Origin of the sequence: Bradyrhizobium zhengyangense (genome assembly GCF_022012555.1) — a bacterium.
GTDB lineage: Bacteria > Pseudomonadota > Alphaproteobacteria > Rhizobiales > Xanthobacteraceae > Bradyrhizobium > Bradyrhizobium zhengyangense.
The window spans coordinates 158,606-176,162 of the sequence record NZ_JAKLTZ010000007.1 but is presented as its reverse complement, the minus strand read 5'-3'; the positions used below and the strand labels follow the sequence as shown (position 1 = coordinate 176,162).

At 62.5% G+C, this 17,557-nt stretch carries 21 protein-coding genes; 13 read left to right on the top strand and 8 right to left on the bottom strand.

All coding sequences use genetic code 11. The features are described 5' to 3' along the window. The first annotated feature begins 32 nt into the window (after nt 1-32). From L6639_RS26295 to L6639_RS26275, 5 genes are all read left to right on the top strand, one after another. Nucleotides 33-278: a DUF4170 domain-containing protein gene (locus L6639_RS26295; RefSeq protein ID WP_237864530.1), complete on the top strand. Its 246-nt coding sequence runs from the start codon at nt 33-35 to the stop codon at nt 276-278. Further along, nucleotides 275-988 carry a lysophospholipid acyltransferase family protein gene (locus tag L6639_RS26290; protein ID WP_237864529.1) on the top strand — a complete coding sequence of 238 codons (714 nt, stop codon included), beginning with the start codon at nt 275-277 and terminating at the stop codon, nt 986-988. The genes L6639_RS26295 and L6639_RS26290 overlap by 4 nt, the downstream gene beginning before the upstream one ends. Continuing rightward, a complete protein-coding gene (locus L6639_RS26285) occupies nt 951-2,315 on the top strand; it encodes a 3-deoxy-D-manno-octulosonic acid transferase (protein ID WP_237864528.1) in 1,365 nt (454 codons plus the stop codon). The genes L6639_RS26290 and L6639_RS26285 overlap by 38 nt, the downstream gene beginning before the upstream one ends. After that, a complete protein-coding gene (gene lpxK, locus L6639_RS26280) occupies nt 2,308-3,324 on the top strand; it encodes a tetraacyldisaccharide 4'-kinase (protein WP_237864527.1) in 1,017 nt (338 codons plus the stop codon). The genes L6639_RS26285 and lpxK overlap by 8 nt, the downstream gene beginning before the upstream one ends. A gap of 136 nt (nt 3,325-3,460) precedes the next feature. Then, nucleotides 3,461-3,763, top strand: a complete 303-nt coding sequence (locus L6639_RS26275) for a hypothetical protein (RefSeq protein ID WP_237864526.1) — start codon at nt 3,461-3,463, stop codon at nt 3,761-3,763. A gap of 16 nt (nt 3,764-3,779) precedes the next feature. Here the strand turns inward: L6639_RS26275 and L6639_RS26270 are convergent, their stop codons facing one another. Further along, nucleotides 3,780-4,007: a DUF2093 domain-containing protein gene (locus L6639_RS26270; RefSeq protein WP_237864525.1), complete on the bottom strand. Its 228-nt coding sequence runs from the start codon at nt 4,005-4,007 to the stop codon at nt 3,780-3,782. Nucleotides 4,008-4,165: 158 nt separating this feature from the next. Between L6639_RS26270 and L6639_RS26265 the strand changes: the two genes are divergently transcribed. Continuing rightward, on the top strand, nt 4,166-4,996 hold the full coding sequence (locus L6639_RS26265; RefSeq protein ID WP_237864524.1) for a dienelactone hydrolase family protein: 831 nt from the start codon (nt 4,166-4,168) through the stop codon (nt 4,994-4,996). A gap of 143 nt (nt 4,997-5,139) precedes the next feature. After that, nucleotides 5,140-5,289 (top strand): hypothetical protein, encoded by a 150-nt coding sequence (locus L6639_RS26260; protein WP_237864523.1) that lies wholly within the window; start codon nt 5,140-5,142, stop codon nt 5,287-5,289. 144 nt (nt 5,290-5,433) lie between these two features. On the opposite strand, the gene xseA is transcribed toward L6639_RS26260, so the two are convergent. Beyond that, nucleotides 5,434-7,074, bottom strand: coding sequence for an exodeoxyribonuclease VII large subunit (xseA, locus tag L6639_RS26255; RefSeq protein WP_237864522.1), 1,641 nt, complete (start codon nt 7,072-7,074; stop codon nt 5,434-5,436). Nucleotides 7,075-7,424: 350 nt separating this feature from the next. Here xseA and L6639_RS26250 point away from each other — a divergent pair, with 350 nt between their 5' ends. From L6639_RS26250 to L6639_RS26235, 4 genes are all read left to right on the top strand, one after another. Then, nucleotides 7,425-8,435, top strand: coding sequence for an alpha/beta hydrolase (locus L6639_RS26250; RefSeq protein WP_237864521.1), 1,011 nt, complete (start codon nt 7,425-7,427; stop codon nt 8,433-8,435). Beyond that, nucleotides 8,432-8,989 (top strand): hypothetical protein, encoded by a 558-nt coding sequence (locus L6639_RS26245; RefSeq protein ID WP_237864520.1) that lies wholly within the window; start codon nt 8,432-8,434, stop codon nt 8,987-8,989. The genes L6639_RS26250 and L6639_RS26245 overlap by 4 nt, the downstream gene beginning before the upstream one ends. Continuing rightward, nucleotides 8,989-9,288 (top strand): winged helix-turn-helix domain-containing protein, encoded by a 300-nt coding sequence (locus L6639_RS26240; protein ID WP_237864519.1) that lies wholly within the window; start codon nt 8,989-8,991, stop codon nt 9,286-9,288. The genes L6639_RS26245 and L6639_RS26240 overlap by 1 nt, the downstream gene beginning before the upstream one ends. Nucleotides 9,289-9,431: 143 nt before the next feature. Next, the gene (locus L6639_RS26235; protein WP_237864518.1) at nt 9,432-10,319 is read left to right on the top strand and encodes a hypothetical protein; all 888 of its coding nucleotides are present in this window, start codon (nt 9,432-9,434) and stop codon (nt 10,317-10,319) included. A gap of 295 nt (nt 10,320-10,614) precedes the next feature. Here the strand turns inward: L6639_RS26235 and L6639_RS26230 are convergent, their stop codons facing one another. From L6639_RS26230 to L6639_RS26210, 5 genes are all read right to left on the bottom strand, one after another. Further along, nucleotides 10,615-11,520: a restriction endonuclease gene (locus L6639_RS26230; protein ID WP_237864517.1), complete on the bottom strand. Its 906-nt coding sequence runs from the start codon at nt 11,518-11,520 to the stop codon at nt 10,615-10,617. A gap of 93 nt (nt 11,521-11,613) precedes the next feature. After that, complete coding sequence (locus L6639_RS26225; RefSeq protein WP_237864516.1) at nt 11,614-12,090, bottom strand: hypothetical protein; 477 nt, start codon at nt 12,088-12,090, stop codon at nt 11,614-11,616. 19 nt (nt 12,091-12,109) lie between these two features. After that, nucleotides 12,110-12,625 (bottom strand): hypothetical protein, encoded by a 516-nt coding sequence (locus L6639_RS26220; protein ID WP_237864515.1) that lies wholly within the window; start codon nt 12,623-12,625, stop codon nt 12,110-12,112. A 16-nt stretch (nt 12,626-12,641) separates the two neighbouring features. Next, nucleotides 12,642-13,142 (bottom strand): AbiU2 domain-containing protein, encoded by a 501-nt coding sequence (locus L6639_RS26215; RefSeq protein WP_237864514.1) that lies wholly within the window; start codon nt 13,140-13,142, stop codon nt 12,642-12,644. A 177-nt stretch (nt 13,143-13,319) separates the two neighbouring features. Then, nucleotides 13,320-14,297, bottom strand: a complete 978-nt coding sequence (locus tag L6639_RS26210; protein WP_237864513.1) for an Abi-alpha family protein — start codon at nt 14,295-14,297, stop codon at nt 13,320-13,322. A 371-nt stretch (nt 14,298-14,668) separates the two neighbouring features. Here L6639_RS26210 and purD point away from each other — a divergent pair, with 371 nt between their 5' ends. Further along, complete coding sequence (gene purD, locus L6639_RS26205) at nt 14,669-15,952, top strand: phosphoribosylamine--glycine ligase (RefSeq protein WP_237864512.1); 1,284 nt, start codon at nt 14,669-14,671, stop codon at nt 15,950-15,952. Nucleotides 15,953-16,168: 216 nt separating this feature from the next. Next, a complete protein-coding gene (locus L6639_RS26200; protein WP_237864511.1) occupies nt 16,169-17,074 on the top strand; it encodes an alpha/beta fold hydrolase in 906 nt (301 codons plus the stop codon). On the opposite strand, the gene L6639_RS26195 is transcribed toward L6639_RS26200, so the two are convergent. Then, entirely contained in the window at nt 17,071-17,529 is a 459-nt protein-coding gene (locus L6639_RS26195) for a nucleoside deaminase (RefSeq protein ID WP_092230031.1), read from the bottom strand. The genes L6639_RS26200 and L6639_RS26195 overlap by 4 nt on opposite strands. Nucleotides 17,530-17,557: the final 28 nt, after the last annotated feature.

Below are 17,557 nucleotides of genomic sequence, written 5' to 3'. Positions count from 1 at the left end.
CTTTGCCGGGCAGCCTGTTAGGAACCGAACTCATGTCAGATAGTGCCCCGCAACAACTGCTTCACCTCGTCATCGGCGGCGAGCTGCTCGACCTCGAGCACAACACCTTCAAGAACCTGGACGACGTCGAGATCGTCGGCCTCTATCCGAACTATGCGTCCGCCCATGTCGCCTGGCGCGCCAAGGCGCAGAGCACGGTCGACAACGCGCAGATGCGCTATTTCATCGTCCACCTGCACCGGTTGCTCGACCCGAACGAAGAAACGAAGGCGCGTTGAAAAAACTGCTTCGCAATACGCTGCGAAGCAGCTGGTTTCAGCGTGCCGTCGGGGTCCTGGCGGCCGAATATCTGCGTCTGGTCTGGCGGACCAACAGGTTCACGTTCGATCCGCCTGACGTCTATGAGCTCGTCGAGCCGCACATGCCGGCGATCTTCGCGTTCTGGCACGGTCAGCATTTCCTCACCCCCTTCATCAAGAACAAGGACTCTTACCGGGCCAAGGTGCTGATCTCCCGCCACCGCGACGGCGAGTTCAACGCGGTTGCCGCCGAGCGGCTCGGCATCGGCACCATCAGGGGGTCCGGGGATCACGGCGGCGCGTTCCACCGCAAGGGTGGTGTCGGCGCCTTCAGGGAAATGGTGTACACGCTTCAAGACGGTTGTAATGTCGCGTTGACCGCCGATGTGCCCAAGCGTTCGCGCGTGGCCGGCCTCGGCATCATCATGCTCGCGCGGGAATCGGGGCGGCCGATCATGCCTTTTGCGATGGCGACCAGCCGCTTTATCAGGCTCAAGAACTGGGACCGCACCACCATCAACCTGCCGTTCGGCCGGGGCGCTCTGGTCGGCATCAAGGAAATCCACGTTCCCGCAGACGCCGACGCAGCGAAGATGGAAGAGCTGCGGCAGGAGCTGGAAGACACGTTGAACGAAGCCACACGCCGCGCCTATGCGCAGCTCGGGCGCAAGGGGCCTGCAGATGGCTAGCTCGCTGCCCCATCCCCATGCGGTCCCGAAGTCCCTGCCGATGACGCTGCGGATGTATCGGCGCCTGGCGACGAGCCTCGTGCCGCTCGCGCCTGCACTGATCAAGCGGCGGCTGAAGCAGGGCAAGGAGGATCCCGCGCGCGTCGGCGAGCGGCGGGGGCTCAGCCGGGATGTGCGACCGCACGGCCCGCTGGTTTGGATCCACGGCGCCAGCGTCGGCGAGGTGCTGGCTGCGGCGGCGCTGATCGAGCGCCTGCGCGATCTCAATTTGCGCATCCTGCTCACCTCAGGCACGGTCACCTCGGCCGCGGTCGTCGCAAAACGCTTTCCGCCCGACGTCATCCATCAATACGTGCCGTATGATTCTCCGCGCTACGTCGCGCGCTTCCTCGACCATTGGAAGCCGTCGCTGGCGCTGTTCATCGAATCCGATCTGTGGCCGAACCTGATCCTGGCGGGCGCGGCGCGCCGGGTGCCGATGGTGCTGATCAACGGGCGGATGTCGCCGCGCTCCTTCCCGCGCTGGCGGCGGATGTACGGCACCATCTCGGCGCTGCTGTCGCGCTTCGATATCTGCCTCGCGCAGTCGAGGACCGATGCCGAACGCTTCTCCGCGCTCGGCGGCCGCGACGTGGTCACCACGGGCAATCTCAAGCTCGACGTGCCGGCGCCGCCGGCCGATCCCGTCAAGCTCGAACGGCTGATGACGATGACGCGCGGCCGGCCGATCATCGTCGCGGCCTCGACCCACCCGGGCGAGGACGAGATGCTGGTCGCGGCGCATCGCAGCCTCGTCGGCATCTTCCCGCAGCTCCTCACCGTGATCGTGCCGCGGCATCCGGATCGCGGCTCGTCGATCTCTGGCATGATCACGGCGTCGGGTCTGAAGCCGGCGCTGCGCTCGCGCGACGAGCAGCTGGCGGCCGCCACCGATGTCTATGTCGCCGACACCATGGGCGAGCTCGGCCTGTTCTATCGCCTCTCGCCTGTTGTTTTCATGGGCGGATCGTTGATCCGCCACGGCGGGCAGAATCCGATCGAGGCGATCAAGCTGGGGGCGGCCATCGTCCATGGCCCGCATGTGTTCAATTTCGCCGATGTCTACGCGGCGCTCGATCAAAGCGGCGGCGCGCGCCAGGCCGACACGCAGGAGGCGCTGACGAAGCAGCTCGGCCTGTTGCTGGCCGAGCCCAGCGTGCGCGACAAGATGCAGCGCGCGGGTGCTGGCGTGGTCGAGGAGCTCGGCGGCGCGCTCGATCGCACCATGACGGCACTCGAGCCGTATCTGATGCAGTTGCGGATCGAGATGGGAGCCGCCAATGCGTGAGCCGGCCTTCTGGTACCGGCCGCGTTCCCCGAAGTCGCATCTCCTCGGCCCATTGGGCGCACTCTATGGCGCCATCACCGCGCGCCGCATGGCGCGCCAGGGCTTTGACGCCGGCATCCCCGTGCTCTGCGTCGGCAATTACCATGTCGGCGGCGCCGGCAAGACGCCGACCGTGCTGGCGCTGACGAAGTTGCTGCGCGAGCTCGGCGAAACCCCTGTGGTGCTCAGCCGCGGCTATGGCGGGCGCCTGAAGGGGCCTGTCATGGTCGACCGCGAACGTCACACCGCCACTGACGTCGGCGACGAGCCCTTGATGATGGTCCGCGACGTACCCGTCGCGGTCGCACGCGATCGTCTCGAAGGCGTCGTGCTGGCGAAATCGCAAGGCGCCACCGTGATCCTGATGGACGACGGCTTCCAGAATCCAAAACTGCTGAAGGACGCCTCGCTGATCGTGATCGACAGCGAGCGCGGCCTCGGCAACGGCAAGGTGTTTCCCGCAGGTCCGCTGCGCGCGCCGCTGCGGGCGCAGCTTTCGCGTACCGATGCGCTGGTGATGATCGGCGACGGCCGCGCCGCCAACGATGTCGCGGCCGAGCTCGCCAAGCGCAACAAGCCCGAGCTGCGCGCTCGCCTGAAGCCGGATGCGGCCTCGGTCGCGCAACTCTTCGGCAAAAAGGTTCTCGCCTTCGCCGGCATCGGCGATCCCGAGCGTTTCTTCCGCACCCTGCGTGCCAGCGGCATCGAGGTCGCGCGCACGCGCCCCTTTGCCGATCATCACATGTTCTCGCAGCTCGAACTCGCCGCGCTCGCAACTGAGGCGCAGCGCGAGCAGCTCACCCTGGTGACGACGGAAAAGGATCTCGCGCGCCTGCGTGGCACCGAGGGCGTGCCCGATGGCATCGTGCCGTTCAAGGTAGCGCTCGAATTCGACGATCCGGCCAAGTTGAAGCAATTGATCAGCGACCATCTCTACAAGGCTCGCGAGCGCCGCTTCAGCCAGCGATAAGATGCTGCTCTCGTAGAGTGGGCAAAGGCGCTCTTGCGCCGTGCCCACGATCTGTCGCGATCGGAAACAGGTGGTGCTATTCAGCCGACATTCATCGCCAACTCTCTATCGATCTCATTCGATCCTGGAGACACCGATGAAACTGCCCTTTGCCGCCGTTGCCGCCAGCCTTGTGTGCCTGTCTGTCGCGTCGGCGCAAACGACGACGGCTCCCGCGGCTCCAGGCGCCGCGGTGCCGGTTCCTGCGACCAAGCGCGTGGGTTGCCTCGGCTCGACGCAGAATTTGCAGGGCCAGGACAAGCGCGACCAGATGCAGCTCTGCATGGCGCAGGCGCGGCTCGATTGCCTGAAGCAGGCGATCGATCAGAAGCTGGTCGGCGAGGCGCGCAAGAGCGCGATCAAGACCTGCGTGGGCACGGATGGCGCGGAGCAGCAATAGACGCGCGCCGGAGGCCTCAATTCTGCGGCTTCGGCGCGTTCGGAAAATGCCGCTGCAGCACGGCGGCTGGCGTGGCGTAGGCTTCCTGCAAATCCACGCTCCAATACTTCAATTCGTCGAGCGGGATCCGCGTGTCGGTGATGGCGCAGCGCACGAACGTCCCCGGCGAGATCACGCGGAAATCGCCGTCGAGATATTGCACCTGGGCTTCGCCATGGCCCGAGGGGCCGAACTTGTTCAGCACGGTCGAAAGTCTCCGTGGAAGGGCACGATGTGTTGGACCAGATGTAGCATAGATAGGGTGGCTTGTCCGCCCGTTAAACCCACCGGTTTGTGATGTTTTGCAACCGTTTGCGCGTGATAGTGCTTGAGGCTGTGCGGCACCTCCTGCGACGGAATCCGATGCGCCCCGTAACTTCCGCCCTGTTCCTGGCACTGCTGATGTCGGCCGCGCACGCCGCGCCGGCGCCTGCGCCGCAGGCCGTCGAAATTCCGCTGTCGTCAGGCGTCCTGCATGCGCAGCTGTTCAAGCCGGAGGGGGCGGGCCCATTCCCGACCGTGATCGCACTGCACGGCTGCGGCGGCCTCGGCAGTCATTCCGATTCCGTCCAGCCGCGCTATCGCGACTGGGCCGAGCGTCTGCTCAAGACAGGCAATGCCGTGCTGCTGCCGGATAGTTACGGTTCACGCGAGCTCGGCCCGCAATGTCGCGTCAAGGACATCCACGTCAAGGCGCGGCGCGAGCGCGTCACCGACATCGCGGCGTCGCGCGCCTGGCTGATGAAGCAGAACTGGGTGGCCCGCGACCGCGTCAGCCTGATCGGCTGGGCCAATGGCGCCAGCGCGCTGCTCTGGGCGGTGCGTCCGCAAAGCGCGGCGCGCGATGCGGGCCCGGATTTCCGCGCCGCGATCGCGTTCTATCCGGATTGCCGGATCTCCGCCGGTCTCGGCTGGAGCACGCGGGTGCCGACGCTGGTGCTGATCGGCGCCAATGACGACGTCTCCTCGCCGCCGGCCTGTCGCCAGATGGTGGACGGCGCGCACGGCCGCAGCGCGCTCGCGCGCATCGTGGTCTATCCCGGCGCCTATCACGATTTCGACCGCGCCAACACGCCGCTGCACGCAACAAGCGGCAGCTCTGACGCCGCCGTTCCCGAGCACGGCCATCTCGGCACCGATTCCGAGGCGCGTAACGAGTCGCAGAAGGAAGTCGCGGCGTGGCTGTCGCGATAGCGCGAATGAGCCGGCTCGCCGCGCCTTAGCTCGGTAGAGGCGGATGGGCGGGCTTGCCACGCCGCAGCTCGACGGAGCGAAGGCGGGTTTCATTCTGCGGCGGTGCCTTAGTTCGACCATGATGTCGGCTAAACGCATCTGTCATGCGCAACCGCATCCTCATCTTCTCATCCGCACTGGCCATCTTCACCGTCGCGGTCTTCCTGTTCGAAGCCCAGGCCGGCTCGCCCCAACTCGCGCCGGATCATTGCGGCTTCTGGACCACGATGGACGCGGGACTGTCCTGCCGGTAGGGCAGGGACGACGGACTGTCTCCACACCATGGCTGTCATCGCCCGGCTTGACCGGGCGATCCAGTACTCCGAGACGTCAGTGAGTCACCGAGAAGCCGCGGCGTACTGGATTCCCCGCTTTCGCGGGGAATGACAGAAGACGCCTCAGAACAAACTGCCCTGATCCACCGGCTTGGCCACGCGCTTCGGTGCAGCCTTTGTCTCCGGCGCGGCCGGCTTCGGCTGCGCCGGCGCACGCTTGGCCATCGGCTCGGCGCGGTCCGCATCCGCCGTCGCGCCCACGCGTCCATCCGCGAACTCGATCGCGATCCGCGCATTCGGTCCGACGCTGTCGGCCGAATGCAGGGGATGGCCTGAATCATCGCGCACCAGCGCAAAGCCGCGGGCGAGCACGCCGCGATAGGAGAGGGCGGAGAGCAGCTTGCCGCTGTTCTCGACGCGGGCATCGAGCCGCTGCAGCAACGTCACCAGCGCGCGGCCCGCGCGCTCGGAAAGCCGCTGCGTGCGCTCGCGCTGGCGGAGAATCGCGTTGCGCTGCGCCTGCGCGTTGGAGAGTTTTGAGGCACGCAGGCGCACCTCGAGCCCGGCGAAGCGGTCGCGCCGCCGTCGCAGCAGCGAGCGCGCGGACAGGCCGAGCCGCTCGCCGCACACGGTGAGCCGGTGCCCGGCCTGCGCGATCTGGCCGTGCAGCACCCGCAGCGTCAGCTTCGAGCTCGCCGCCGTGAACCTGCGGAAATGCGCATGCGTATTGGCCTTCAGCCCGCGGGGCAGGGCGCTGCCTGCCGAATCCAGCCGCTGCCGCGGAATCGCCAGCAGATCGCCAGCCGACGGCAGCGCGCGTGCGGCCGCGCGCAATTCGTTGCGGCGGCTCTCATGGGCGCGCATCCAATAGGCGTGGGTCCGGCGTCCGAGATCGGCGACCTCGACGAACAATTCGCTGCGCACCGGCACGGCCATCTCGGCGGCCGCCGTCGGCGTCGGCGCGCGCTTGTCGGCGACGAAGTCGATCAGCGTGATGTCGGTCTCGTGTCCCACCGCCGAGATCAGCGGGATCATGCTCTCGGCCGCCGCGCGCACCACGATCTCCTCGTTGAACGACCAGAGATCCTCCAGCGAGCCGCCGCCGCGCGCGACGATCAGCACGTCGGGCCGCGGAATCTTGCCGCCCTCGGGCAGCGCGTTGAAGCCGCGGATCGCGGCCGCGACCTGCTCGGCCGAGCCCTCGCCCTGCACCTTCACCGGCCACACCAGCACGTGGCGGGGGAAGCGGTCCTCCAGCCGATGCAGGATGTCGCGGATCACCGCGCCGGTCGGCGAGGTCACCACGCCGATCACCTCGGGCAGCCAGGGCAAGAGCTGCTTGCGCGCCTCGTCGAACAGGCCTTCGGCGGCGAGCTTCTTCTTGCGCTCTTCCATCAGCGCCATCAGCGCGCCGATGCCGGCCGGCTCCAGCGCCTCGATGACGATCTGGTATTTCGACGAGCCCGGATAGGTCGTGAGCTTGCCCGTCGCGATCACCTCAAGCCCCTCCTGGGGCTTGAAGCGCATGCGGCCGTGCACGCCCTTCCAGATCACCGCCTCGATCTTGGCGCTCTCGTCCTTGAGCGCGAAATAGCAATGGCCGGAGGAATGGGCGCCGCGAAAGCCGGAGATCTCGCCGCGGACCCGGACATGGCCATAGGTGTCCTCGACCGTCCGCTTCAGGGACTGGGACAGCTCGGAAACGGTGAATTCGGGTGCGTTGTGAAGTTGTTCCGCAGGCGGCATCGGCAAACGATTCGGCATTTTGGGATCAGTCTCGACGTTAAGGATTTTCGCCGGCTAGCGCCATCCAAAGCGCGACGAAATGAGATTCGGTCGGCTGTCCGTGGTTCACCTCTCCCCAGCGGGGAGAGGTCAGATTGCTCCTGGCGATGCGAAGCATCGTCCAGTGCAATCCGGGTGAGGGGGCGCGGCGCCCAGTGAGACCAGATCCCCTCACCCGGATCGCATCTTGCGATGCGATCCGACCTCTCCCTGCGGGAGAGGTGATCCGAGCTCTGGGTGCGCTTCGAAATCCCGATTTGGGGGGTCGTATAGAAGAGTACTCTGTATTATAGAGTTCTCTAACGATGATCTGGTCAGGGAGTTCGACCATGGCAACGCGTCTGCTGCGAGGGGTGCTGGGCTTGCTCAAATGGGGTCTGTGCGCAGTCGGCGCCGTGGCGCTGATCCTGACCGCCCTGATCGCGACGCCGCTGCAGCGGCCCGCGGAGATGCGCTCAGTCTCGGATTCCGCCAAGGGCATCGACTGGTCCACGCTGCCGCCGCTGGAGCGTTTCCAGGCCCGCGACGGCACCTGGCTCGGCTACCGCCATTATCAGGCGAAGGGCGCGGACACCGGTCGCGGTGCCATCTTCATCCATGGCTCGTCCGGCTCCTCCGCCACGGTCAATCACGCGCTGACCGCGGCGTTCGCCGCGCACGGCGTCGAGACCTGGGCACTGGATACGCGCGGCCACGGTGCTTCGGGCACGCGCGGCGACATCGGCTATGTCGGCCAGCTCGAGGACGACCTCGTCGATTTCGTCGCCCATGTCCGCAAAAGTGCGCCGGATCTGCCGCTGACGCTGGTCGGCCATTCCGCAGGCGCCGGCTTCTCGCTCCGCATCGCCGCGACGCCGATCATCCAGGATCTGTTCGTCCGCACCGTCTTGGTCGCGCCCTATCTCGGCTATGACGCGCCGACCAATGTCGCGCATTCCGGCGGCTGGGCCAATGCCGACATCCCGCGCTTCCTCGGTCTCACGGCGCTCCGCAAGCTCGGCATCGACTGCTGCTCGCAGCTTCCGGTACTCGCCTTCGCGGTGCCTGCGAATTCGGAGCGCATTCTCACCGCGACCTATTCCGACCGCCTGATGCGCAATTTCGCCACGCACGGCTATCGTCTCGATCTGCCTGCGGTGACGCATCCGATGACGATCTTCGGCGGCGGCGAGGACGAGATGATGATCTCGGCCAAATATGCGGAAGTCGTGCAGGCCATCAGGCCTGATATCGATGTCAAGATCATCGACGGCGTCAACCACATGGGCATGGTCACCAACCCGAAGGCCGTCAATGCGATTGCCGAGGACGTGGCAACGCGGGGAGCGGGCCAGTCATGATCGACAGCAAGGAGGCGTCCGCCGCGCTGGCCGAGATCGACGACATCGTCCAGCGCGTGAAGCAGTCGCAGCTCTATGAGCTGGCCAGCCTTGCGGCGCTGTGGTGGGGCGTTCTGGTCTTCGCCGGCAATCTGGTGACTTGGGCGTGGCCGTTCTACGCGCGCTACGCCTGGCCCGCCGTCGACATCCTCGGTGTCGGCGGCCTGATCGCCATCCGATTGCTGACGCCGTCGCAAATCCAGGGCCAAAGCCAAGCCTTCGACGTCAGGATCGTGCTGGTGTTCGCGCTGTTCTTCGCGTTCGGAAACATCTGCACCGATGTGCTCGGTCATTTCGGCCCGCGCGAGCTCGGCGCCTTCTGGCCGATCTACTTCATGTTGTTCTACACGCTCGCCGGCCTCTGGTTCGGCTATGCGTTCGTCGCCATCGGCCTCGGTATCATCGCGCTGACGCTGATCGGCTTCTTCTACATCGGCGAGGCCTTCCCGCTCTGGATGGCCTTCGTCAACGGCGGCGGCCTGATCCTCGGCGGCCTCTGGATGCGGCGGATCTGATGGCCGAGCTCGACGACATCATCCATCAGCCGCTGCGGCTGAAGATCATGGCGGCCCTGAACGCATTGCCTGTGGCGTCAGGCCTGGAATTCGCCCGCCTGAAAAAACTCACCGGCGCCACCGACGGCAATCTCGGCGCGCATATCGAGACCCTCGCCAAGGCCGGCTACGTCTCGGTGGAGAAGGCTTTTGTGGGCAAGAAGCCGCAGACGACGGTGACGGCCACAGCGGCGGGCCGCGGCGCGTTTGCGCGGCATGTGGCGACCTTGCAGGAGATCATTGCGGGGAAGCAGGCGTAGGGGCGGTCGTCATTCGGTAGGCTGCTTCACACTCTCCCCTTGTGGAATGATCCCCCTCTTGAGGGATGGAGGTCTTCGCCCTACCCTACAAGTAGGGGAGGCTATCCAGTGAATAGGGCAGTCTTCGCCCCTCGTGGGTGGTTATGTCTGATTCTGCTGTGCCGAAAACATGGGAGGATGCCCTCAATCTTGTTCTGGGCAACGCTCCCTGGATTTTGCTGCTAGTGGCAGTCGAGCGAGCAGTGGAGGGGCACTTCGTCCAAGCTGGCGGAGCCCTCATAGGTTGTTTCATCTCCCTCGGGGTCGCAATCTATTGGAAGGTCTTTGAAGGCCTGACCAAACCCGAGGGGAGGCAACGTTTGGCTTTCGTTTTCATAGCTATCGGGGCCGCTATTCTGGCAACAGGCATTTACATGCTCGCTAGTCAAGGTTCGGCGACCGTTGACAAGAGCCAATTGCATGTAGCGAAGCAGCAGTCGGCACCGGAACAGCCGCCGCTGACACCCAGCCAACCACTAACACAAAAGGAAGAAGAGGCGCTTCAAGGTCTATCAGTGATTTTGAACAGCAGGGGCCCAGAGGTCATCGCAGTCTCAGAGAAGCTCCTAACCGGATTCAGCCCCATCCCCCAATTGAATCTGAATCAAAAAACCGTCTTCGACATGCGCGACGGACTCCAAGAGATTTCGAGTGCCCTGCACTTGATGGAGAATGTTCTTTATCGCGAGTTCATTCCCAAAAATCGCTACTACCAATCCGAACTGCTGGCGGCCTTAGGTGCGCCAAATATGAACAGTGCGGATGTTGTCGAAACTCCGATCTATAGGTTTCAGCAGGTTGTCTCCGCCATTCATGGCAGGATGCAGTGGGCAACGAGCACGGCGGATGAGGCAAAGAATCCAGCTATAACATCGCGATTGATGGACCTTGCCTATCCCGACATACCAGCTCTGAAGACCGCCAAAGATGATTTCAAGGCTTGGATCGATAGCTGCAATTCGCGGATTGAGCAGAGGAAGGCTCAGAAATGAGCAGGCGCGCGCTCAGAACGGCAAATCGATTGGTGTGACAGCTCGTAGCAACCACCGTTTAATGGTTGCTACGAGCTTGCTCACATGGGGGAAATTGCCGGTCTGGTTTGGGGGCAAACGAGTCTGCCCGCCTCAATAAAATTGCGGCGCAATAGACGGGCGCGTCGATATTTCTCAGCGCCCTGTCGGCTGTGATCGGGTCATTTGCATAGTGAATTGGAGCGCGGCCTGCGCCAACGCGGCTGAGATAGCGACGGCGTGGCACGCAAAGCACGTGATACGTACTAACGATACTTCAAAGAATTTCGCCCGTCTCCGCGTCAATTTTACGCTGCTGCAATTGGTCGTCGAATATCAGAATATCGTGGTCGCCGACGCCAGCTAGGATCATTTCTGCAATACGGTCCGAGGTAATGTTTAATTCGATGGTCTGCACACCCATTTCATAGGTCGTTGAAATCAGATCAAACTGGATGAGAGGCCCGCTCTCGACTTGCAAAGACCATCCGTCGGGCAATGTCCTCACTTCGTAAAGGCCTGACGGAAGTTTCTGTGCCGGGCTGCTATTGACCTTATCTGACATGAACGACGTGAATTGGTGACGTTCGGCGCCGCGAACGAGGAAGACCGGGTGCATGATGTGAATTCCTCCGGTAATTCCTACTCGCAGGCATTCCGCAGCAAACAGGTCCCTGTTCGCCTCGGACATGTTCATAGTCATGCTGTGGTTCTTCGCGCTCTGGATATGGAGATTGACGACGACTGTCTTAATGCGGCCTTCCATGTCGCGCTCTTCGGCTCCGCGCAGAACCGCAAGCTTGATATTTTTCGCCTTGGCGTATTTCTGGGCGTCGCGCGTATAGCCTGTGCATGTGACAATAATGGCTTCATCGGCGTTTGTATCCTCGACGACTGAACGAAAGTTTCGAACAATATCGAGGCCCACCTTATCTCCCGATATGTCAAAATCCTTGCACTCGATGATGACCCGCCAGGCCTTTCCGTTTTTCTCGATCGACACGTCAATCTGGTGCGGGACGTCTGAGTCCCCCGTCAACTGCAAGTGATGAATAACCGTGTTTTTGTCTTCAAGACTTTTGAAGACCATGGCCGCCAGCATTTCGTAGCGGGTGCCAGCCTTCGTACTCAAGATCGCGTGGTAGCGATCGTGCAATTCGTCGTATTTTGAGCGTTGCGCCATTTCCGGCTCCTCTCCGATCCATCATAGCTCCGGCGCGGAGGCACGGTCATGGTCCTCGGATTACGGTGACAGTGCACTAAACGGAGCAACCCTCTAAGGCTGCGCCAACTTTGCTATTTCTCGGTTTGCAAGCCGAACGACAGCCGTGGTTCTCCTCAACAGCCGCTGCCGGTCGATTGTCTTTGGATCGATAAAGATGTCGGGAAGACCGTTATATCTGAGAAGGTTTCCCTTATAAAAAACATTCAGTGCCTTCACTTCCTGCGCAAGCGCCGGGCGCATGGGTTGGAGGCCAAAGACCTTTAGAGCCGCCAGTGCGACGCCTTCCAGGTCGTGCCCGTATCCCCTGATCACCTTGTCGTACTTCTTGTAGTCGAGCAGCAACAGCAGCGCCTTCGCGATGATTTCGGTACCTTGGCAGACTAGGTGGAGCACCACATATTCGTCGCCCCCATGGTCTTGCAGCAAAATAGACGCGCCAAGGAAACTTTGACCCTTTGCATAGAGGGCGAGCGCAATCCGCTGCCGAGCGTAGTCCGTCAAATCGCTACTGCCGATGGTGACTTCCATGAGTGCCGTCCGACCCGCGCTAGAGGAAGCCAAGTTTCCCTTTGCCCACGGCAGTCGCGACTTTAACGGGACTCTCCAGCACTGCCCTGATGTACTCGTGAATCTCCTCACAGACCCGTTCAACGTCATCTTCGCTGAAGTTGAGTGGAATGCCTCTAAGCGCGCGCGGGCTGTCACCGATCCTAACCGTTATGGCGTCGCCAATCATCTCGAATTCCAGGACCACGCGCGGCCAGAACTTGCCCTTGCCGTTTGTGCGCGGAATCCCCACAGCAACACCCATCTGGATAGGAGCTAGCCTCAAGGTTCCTTTGTCATGCGTGCTGAACTTTGCACCCCGGTAGTCGCCGACCTCCTCTCGATACTCGCCTTCAGGCGGTACACCCCGCGCTTCAGACCCTTCACCTAGATAGATCGGCAGATGCCGCACGACGGCATCTCCAAGCGCTTCGATGGTGCGGAAGCTCTTGACCGTCATGTCGCTGTAAGCGGACATTGCATCTTGTAGGATCTTCAGTCGTTCGCTGAGAGCCATCTGTTTCGTCCTCTTTCTAAAGTCCACGTGCCTTGTTGTCGCGATGTAACGAACGCACCAACATCCTACCGTAAGTCTTGCCGTCCTCTGAATGCTCCAGATAGTTCCACTCGTCGCCCTCCAACAAGAGCCTGATGTACTTAGCGACGCTCAACGCCAATCGAGACAGGCGCCAGATATCGCGAATGAGAATCCTCTGGCTTGGATCAAGCCCAGTGGTGGCGTGGGCGAGAACCTTGTTTCGGTAGTGCTTTGTCCTCGTTAGGGCGTCCTGCTCTGCCTTTAGGGCGGACCATCGCGCCTTTAGCGCCCGCATCAACTTCGGTATGTCTCTGGTCGGCCCTGCCCTATGACCGACGGCACGCTGCCACTGCGTTTCCTTGTCGATCAAGAATCGTTGGAAGTCGGAAGTGCTCACGTCCTCCACAAGCTGTCCAAGCGACGCGTCATCATTTCTGGTGCCGTTGTCGCATAGTGCGCATAGTCTGATCACCATAATCTGCAACTGGTCAAACAAGATGGTGCTTAGCGCGCCGATGGCCTCCCTTCGAGCTTCAGCTTTTGACCTGTTTCGTTCAGGCCGTGAAACACTCCGAGCGTCTGCGCTAGGTTCTCAGCGAAGTGGTGTATGATCTCAGCTTTCTTGCAGAATGTTCGATAGAGTTCCTCCGCAGCTTTTGTTTTTGGACTTGGTTTACTCTTCATGGTTTGCTTCTTGCGTGCAAGCCTCCGGTGCGTTCTCACGTCTGCACGCAGTTAGAAGGCCACTTCCAAGGGGCGTCAGCATGAAGTTTGCTTCAGGGAGCAGCGGCATCCCAAAGGTAAATTGGGAGATGGTGGATGTACCTCCGGTTGGAAAATCCATCATGCCGCTCGCCGCAAGTTGGCGCTCGATCAATTCCCCAAGTACTCGCTGAAACTTATCTGGATTGACGACCGCCCAATTCCCGACACTCACGCCCATGTCATTTTGGAGAGGGACGCGTCCAAACAAATTATGTAGGTCAACGGACCTAGCTCGGAAGGTCACGCACCGAAGACGCACAAGGTTCTGTATGGATATGGCTCGCTCATCGGGGAGAAACTGCCGCCAATGTGTATCGGCCAGAGCATTCATCGCGTTCACGAACGTCTGATGCTCTTGCTGGGTCTTAAATCTTTTCCGGCTTTGATCTTCGATCTTGGCAATTAGCTCCAGAAACAAAACCTCTCTGGTCGAAAGAGACTTCAGGATATCAATGTAGACCTTCTCAGGCTTAACCGAAGCCGAAGGATCGACAGCATTTGCCATTAATCGTGCCCATAGCTCTTGGACACTTTCGTCTTCCTCTAGAGAAGCGGCTTCCATAATCAGAAGCCCTTCCCCAAACCCCAGCGCCTTCAGCTGTTCTGGCTTTAGGCCCCGCTCGTCAACTATGGTCTGAGCCTTCTCTAGGATACGCACTCCGTTCTTGAAGCGCCAAAACCGCATCTGGTCGCCAAAGATATGACTTAGCTCGCGCGATGCGGGCTCAAACAGCCCTGCTAAATAGCCTCCCACGCGGCCCAAAAGGTCCAAACCGCGCTGATAGGTCTTTTGCGTCTCCTGCTCAGCCTTGGCGACTTCGGTGACGACCTCCGCACCCGCCTTAACCACTGACTTAACAACGCCGTTGGCGTCACTTTCTGTCATAGGGCCTCGCATGAATGGGCAATCGGGCGAATCACTCCGAAAGCTAGAATACCTAGAGGAGGGCAGAAGCAAGCACTTATGCAATTCGGAATCCATACGATTCCAGAATGCACGTTGCGCGATGTACGGAAATTCGCCTAACCTTCGTTGCGGCGTTCAGCATCGGCGATCTTCGTCATTTCACCGAAAGCGGAGATAGATTCCGGGGCGTTGCCAATCGCTCTGCGCGCATGGCGCGCGGCCCAACGGATCCCGGGCTCGCGGTTTCGCCGCGCCCCGGAATGCCGGGGAGTCCGCCCCCATCCCCCTTGAGCCCCACCCCGATTCGTGCGACCTCGGCCCCCAGCAAAACCCCTCATTTCGAGCCTTCGATGCACATTCTCCTGCTTGGTTCCGGCGGCCGCGAACATGCCCTGGCGTGGAAGATCGCAGCCTCTCCCCTGGTGACCAAATTCTGGTGCGCGCCCGGCAATGCCGGCATCGCGCGTGAGGCGGAGTGCGTGGCGCTCGATGTCGCCGACCATGCGGCCGTGATCGATTTCTGTAAAAAGAACGCGGTCGAGCTGGTCGTGGTCGGCCCGGAGACGCCGCTGGCGGCCGGTATCGTCGATGATCTCACCGCCGCGGGCATCAAGGCGTTCGGCCCGAACAAGATCCCGGCGCAGCTCGAAAGCTCCAAGGGCTTTACCAAGGCGCTGTGCACCGAGTTCGGCATTCCGACCGGCGCCTACAAGCGCTTCACCAATGCCGATGACGCGCGCGCCTACGTGCAGAGCCAGGGCGCGCCGATCGTGGTGAAGGCCGATGGCCTTGCCGCCGGCAAGGGCGTCGTCGTCGCGAAGTCAGTGCGCGAGGCGGAGGACGCCATCGCCATGATGTTCGAGGGCGCGTTTGGCGAGGCCGGCACTGAAGTCGTGATCGAGGAATTTTTGCCGGGCCGCGAGATCAGCTTCTTCGCGCTGTGCGACGGCGAGACCGCGATTCCGCTCGCCTCCGCGCAGGACCACAAGCGCGTGTTCGACCACGACGTCGGCCCGAACACCGGCGGCATGGGCGCCTATTCGCCGACGCCGCTGGTCACGCCTGTTATCCACGACGCGATCATGGCCAAGATCATCCTGCCGACGGTGGCGGGCATGAAGCAGCGCGGCACGCCGTTCCGCGGCATTCTCTATGCCGGCATCATGCTGACGACGCAGGGCCCAAAGCTGTTCGAGTTCAACGTCCGCTTCGGCGACCCTGAATGCCAGGTGCTGATGCTGCGCATGATGTCGGACATCGTGCCCGCGTTCCTCGCGGCGTGTGACGGCCAGCTGAAGAATTTTGATCTGCGCTGGTATCCGGAATCCGCGCTCACCGTGGTGATGGCCGCGAAGGGCTATCCCGGCGATTATCAGAAGGGCACTGAGATCAAGGGGCTCGATGACGCCGCCAAGGTCGACACCGTCGAGATCTTCCACGCCGGCACCGTCGCGAAGGACGGCGCCATCCTCGCCAATGGCGGCCGCGTGCTCAATGTCTGCGCGCTGGGCGCGACCGTGACTGAGGCGCAGGCGCGCGCCTATCAGGCGGTCGACCTGATCCGCTGGCCGGAAGGCTTTTGCCGCCGCGACATCGGCTGGCAGGCGGTGGAGGCCGAGAAGGCCAAGAGCTAGTTCCTTGTCATTCCGGACGGCGCACCGCGCCGATCCGGAATCCAGAGCTGTGGGCCCACTCCGACATCCCAGAAATGCGCAATCAGCTGTTGGGCTTAGCCACCCCGCTGATAATACCGCTACTGTGCATGGGGTTGTTTTCGATTCTCGTGTCGAGGTGCCCCCCAATGACTGAGCAGAGACTGAGCAGAGACTGACCAGATAAGGATGCAGAAGATGTCCGATCTCGCCGACCTCTATCCCGGCTTCGCCTCCGAATGGACCGACACCTCGTTCGGCCGCATCTTCGCCCGCGTCGGCGGCAAGGGCCCGCCGCTGCTGTTGCTGCACGGCTTCTCCGAGACGCATGTGATGTGGCACCGCGTCGCGCCCGCGCTCGCCGACCGGTTCACGCTGATCATCGCAGACCTGCCGGGCTATGGCTGGTCCGACATGCCCGAGAGCGACGCGCTGCACATGCCCTACAGCAAGCGCGCGATGGCGAAAGCGATGGTCGAGATGATGGAGCGCCTCGGCCACGTCCACTTCGCACTCGCCGGCCACGACCGCGGCGGCCGCGTGTCGTATCGTTTGGCGCTCGATCATCCCGGGCGGCTGTCGAAGCTCGCCGTGCTCGATATCCTGCCGACCTATAATTACTGGGAGCGGATGAACCGCGCCTATGCGCTGAAGATCTATCACTGGACGTTCCTCGCCCAGCCCGCGCCGCTGCCGGAGACGCTGATCGCAGGGCAAGGCGAATTCTTCCTGCGCTTCAAGATGGCGAGCCAGACCAAGTCGAAGAATCTGGATGCGATCGACAAGCGCGCGCTCGAGCACTACATCGCCCCGTTCCGCGATCCCGCCCGGATCCATGCGATGTGCGAGGATTACCGCGCCGGCGCCTATATCGACTACGATTTGGACAAGGCCGATTTCGAGGCGGGCAAGAAGATCACCGTGCCCATGCTGGCGCTGTGGGGCAACGCCGGCATCGCCCAGGCCGCCGCGACCCCGCTCGATGTCTGGAAGCAGTGGGCGACCAACGTCGAGGGCCAGCCGGTGGACTCCGGCCACTTCCTCACCGAGGAGAACCCCGACGTCACCGCGCGGGCCCTGCGTGCGTTCTTCGCAGGGACCTAGCGCCGCTCGCGAAAGAACTCCTTGAGCAGCCGCGCCGCCTCGCTCTCGCCGACCCCGGAGTAGACGTCCGGGGCGTGGTGGCAGGTCGGGGAGGCAAAGAACCGCACGCCCGATTCCACCGCGCCGCCCTTGGGGTCGGCCGCGCCGTAATAGAGCCGGCGCACCCTTGCAAAGGAGATCGCGCCCGCACACATGGTGCAGGGCTCCAGCGTCACGTAGAGGTCGCAGTCGACCAGCCGCTCGCTGCCGATCTTCTTCGCCGCCTCGCGCAGCGCAATGATCTCGGCGTGGCCGGTGGGGTCGTAATCGGTCAGCGTCCGGTTGGCGGCGGTGGCGATGACCTCGTAATTCCGGACCACCACGCAGCCGATCGGAACTTCGCCCGCCTTTCCGGCATTTTCGGCCGTTTTGAGCGCCAAATCCATGAAAGAGGGGGCTTTCAAGCCTCGTATCATCCGAAGAAACCTGCTAGTAGCTGCGCCT

Excerpts from the sequence above, each read along its gene's own strand:
- L6639_RS26295 (WP_237864530.1), top strand. The coding sequence starts at position 33 with ATGTCAGATAGTGCCCCGCAACAACTGCTTCACCTCGTCATCGGCGGC.
- L6639_RS26285 (WP_237864528.1), top strand. The coding sequence starts at position 951 with ATGCGCAGCTCGGGCGCAAGGGGCCTGCAGATGGCTAGCTCGCTGCCC.
- lpxK (WP_237864527.1), top strand. The coding sequence starts at position 2,308 with ATGCGTGAGCCGGCCTTCTGGTACCGGCCGCGTTCCCCGAAGTCGCAT.
- L6639_RS26275 (WP_237864526.1), top strand. The coding sequence starts at position 3,461 with ATGAAACTGCCCTTTGCCGCCGTTGCCGCCAGCCTTGTGTGCCTGTCT.
- L6639_RS26265 (WP_237864524.1), top strand. The coding sequence starts at position 4,166 with ATGCGCCCCGTAACTTCCGCCCTGTTCCTGGCACTGCTGATGTCGGCC.
- L6639_RS26260 (WP_237864523.1), top strand. The coding sequence starts at position 5,140 with ATGCGCAACCGCATCCTCATCTTCTCATCCGCACTGGCCATCTTCACC.
- xseA (WP_237864522.1), bottom strand. The coding sequence starts at position 7,074 with ATGCCGAATCGTTTGCCGATGCCGCCTGCGGAACAACTTCACAACGCA.
- L6639_RS26250 (WP_237864521.1), top strand. The coding sequence starts at position 7,425 with ATGGCAACGCGTCTGCTGCGAGGGGTGCTGGGCTTGCTCAAATGGGGT.
- L6639_RS26245 (WP_237864520.1), top strand. The coding sequence starts at position 8,432 with ATGATCGACAGCAAGGAGGCGTCCGCCGCGCTGGCCGAGATCGACGAC.
- L6639_RS26240 (WP_237864519.1), top strand. The coding sequence starts at position 8,989 with ATGGCCGAGCTCGACGACATCATCCATCAGCCGCTGCGGCTGAAGATC.
- L6639_RS26235 (WP_237864518.1), top strand. The coding sequence starts at position 9,432 with ATGTCTGATTCTGCTGTGCCGAAAACATGGGAGGATGCCCTCAATCTT.
- L6639_RS26230 (WP_237864517.1), bottom strand. The coding sequence starts at position 11,520 with ATGGCGCAACGCTCAAAATACGACGAATTGCACGATCGCTACCACGCG.
- L6639_RS26225 (WP_237864516.1), bottom strand. The coding sequence starts at position 12,090 with ATGGAAGTCACCATCGGCAGTAGCGATTTGACGGACTACGCTCGGCAG.
- L6639_RS26220 (WP_237864515.1), bottom strand. The coding sequence starts at position 12,625 with ATGGCTCTCAGCGAACGACTGAAGATCCTACAAGATGCAATGTCCGCT.
- L6639_RS26210 (WP_237864513.1), bottom strand. The coding sequence starts at position 14,297 with ATGACAGAAAGTGACGCCAACGGCGTTGTTAAGTCAGTGGTTAAGGCG.
- purD (WP_237864512.1), top strand. The coding sequence starts at position 14,669 with ATGCACATTCTCCTGCTTGGTTCCGGCGGCCGCGAACATGCCCTGGCG.
- L6639_RS26200 (WP_237864511.1), top strand. The coding sequence starts at position 16,169 with ATGTCCGATCTCGCCGACCTCTATCCCGGCTTCGCCTCCGAATGGACC.
- L6639_RS26195 (WP_092230031.1), bottom strand. The coding sequence starts at position 17,529 with ATGATACGAGGCTTGAAAGCCCCCTCTTTCATGGATTTGGCGCTCAAA.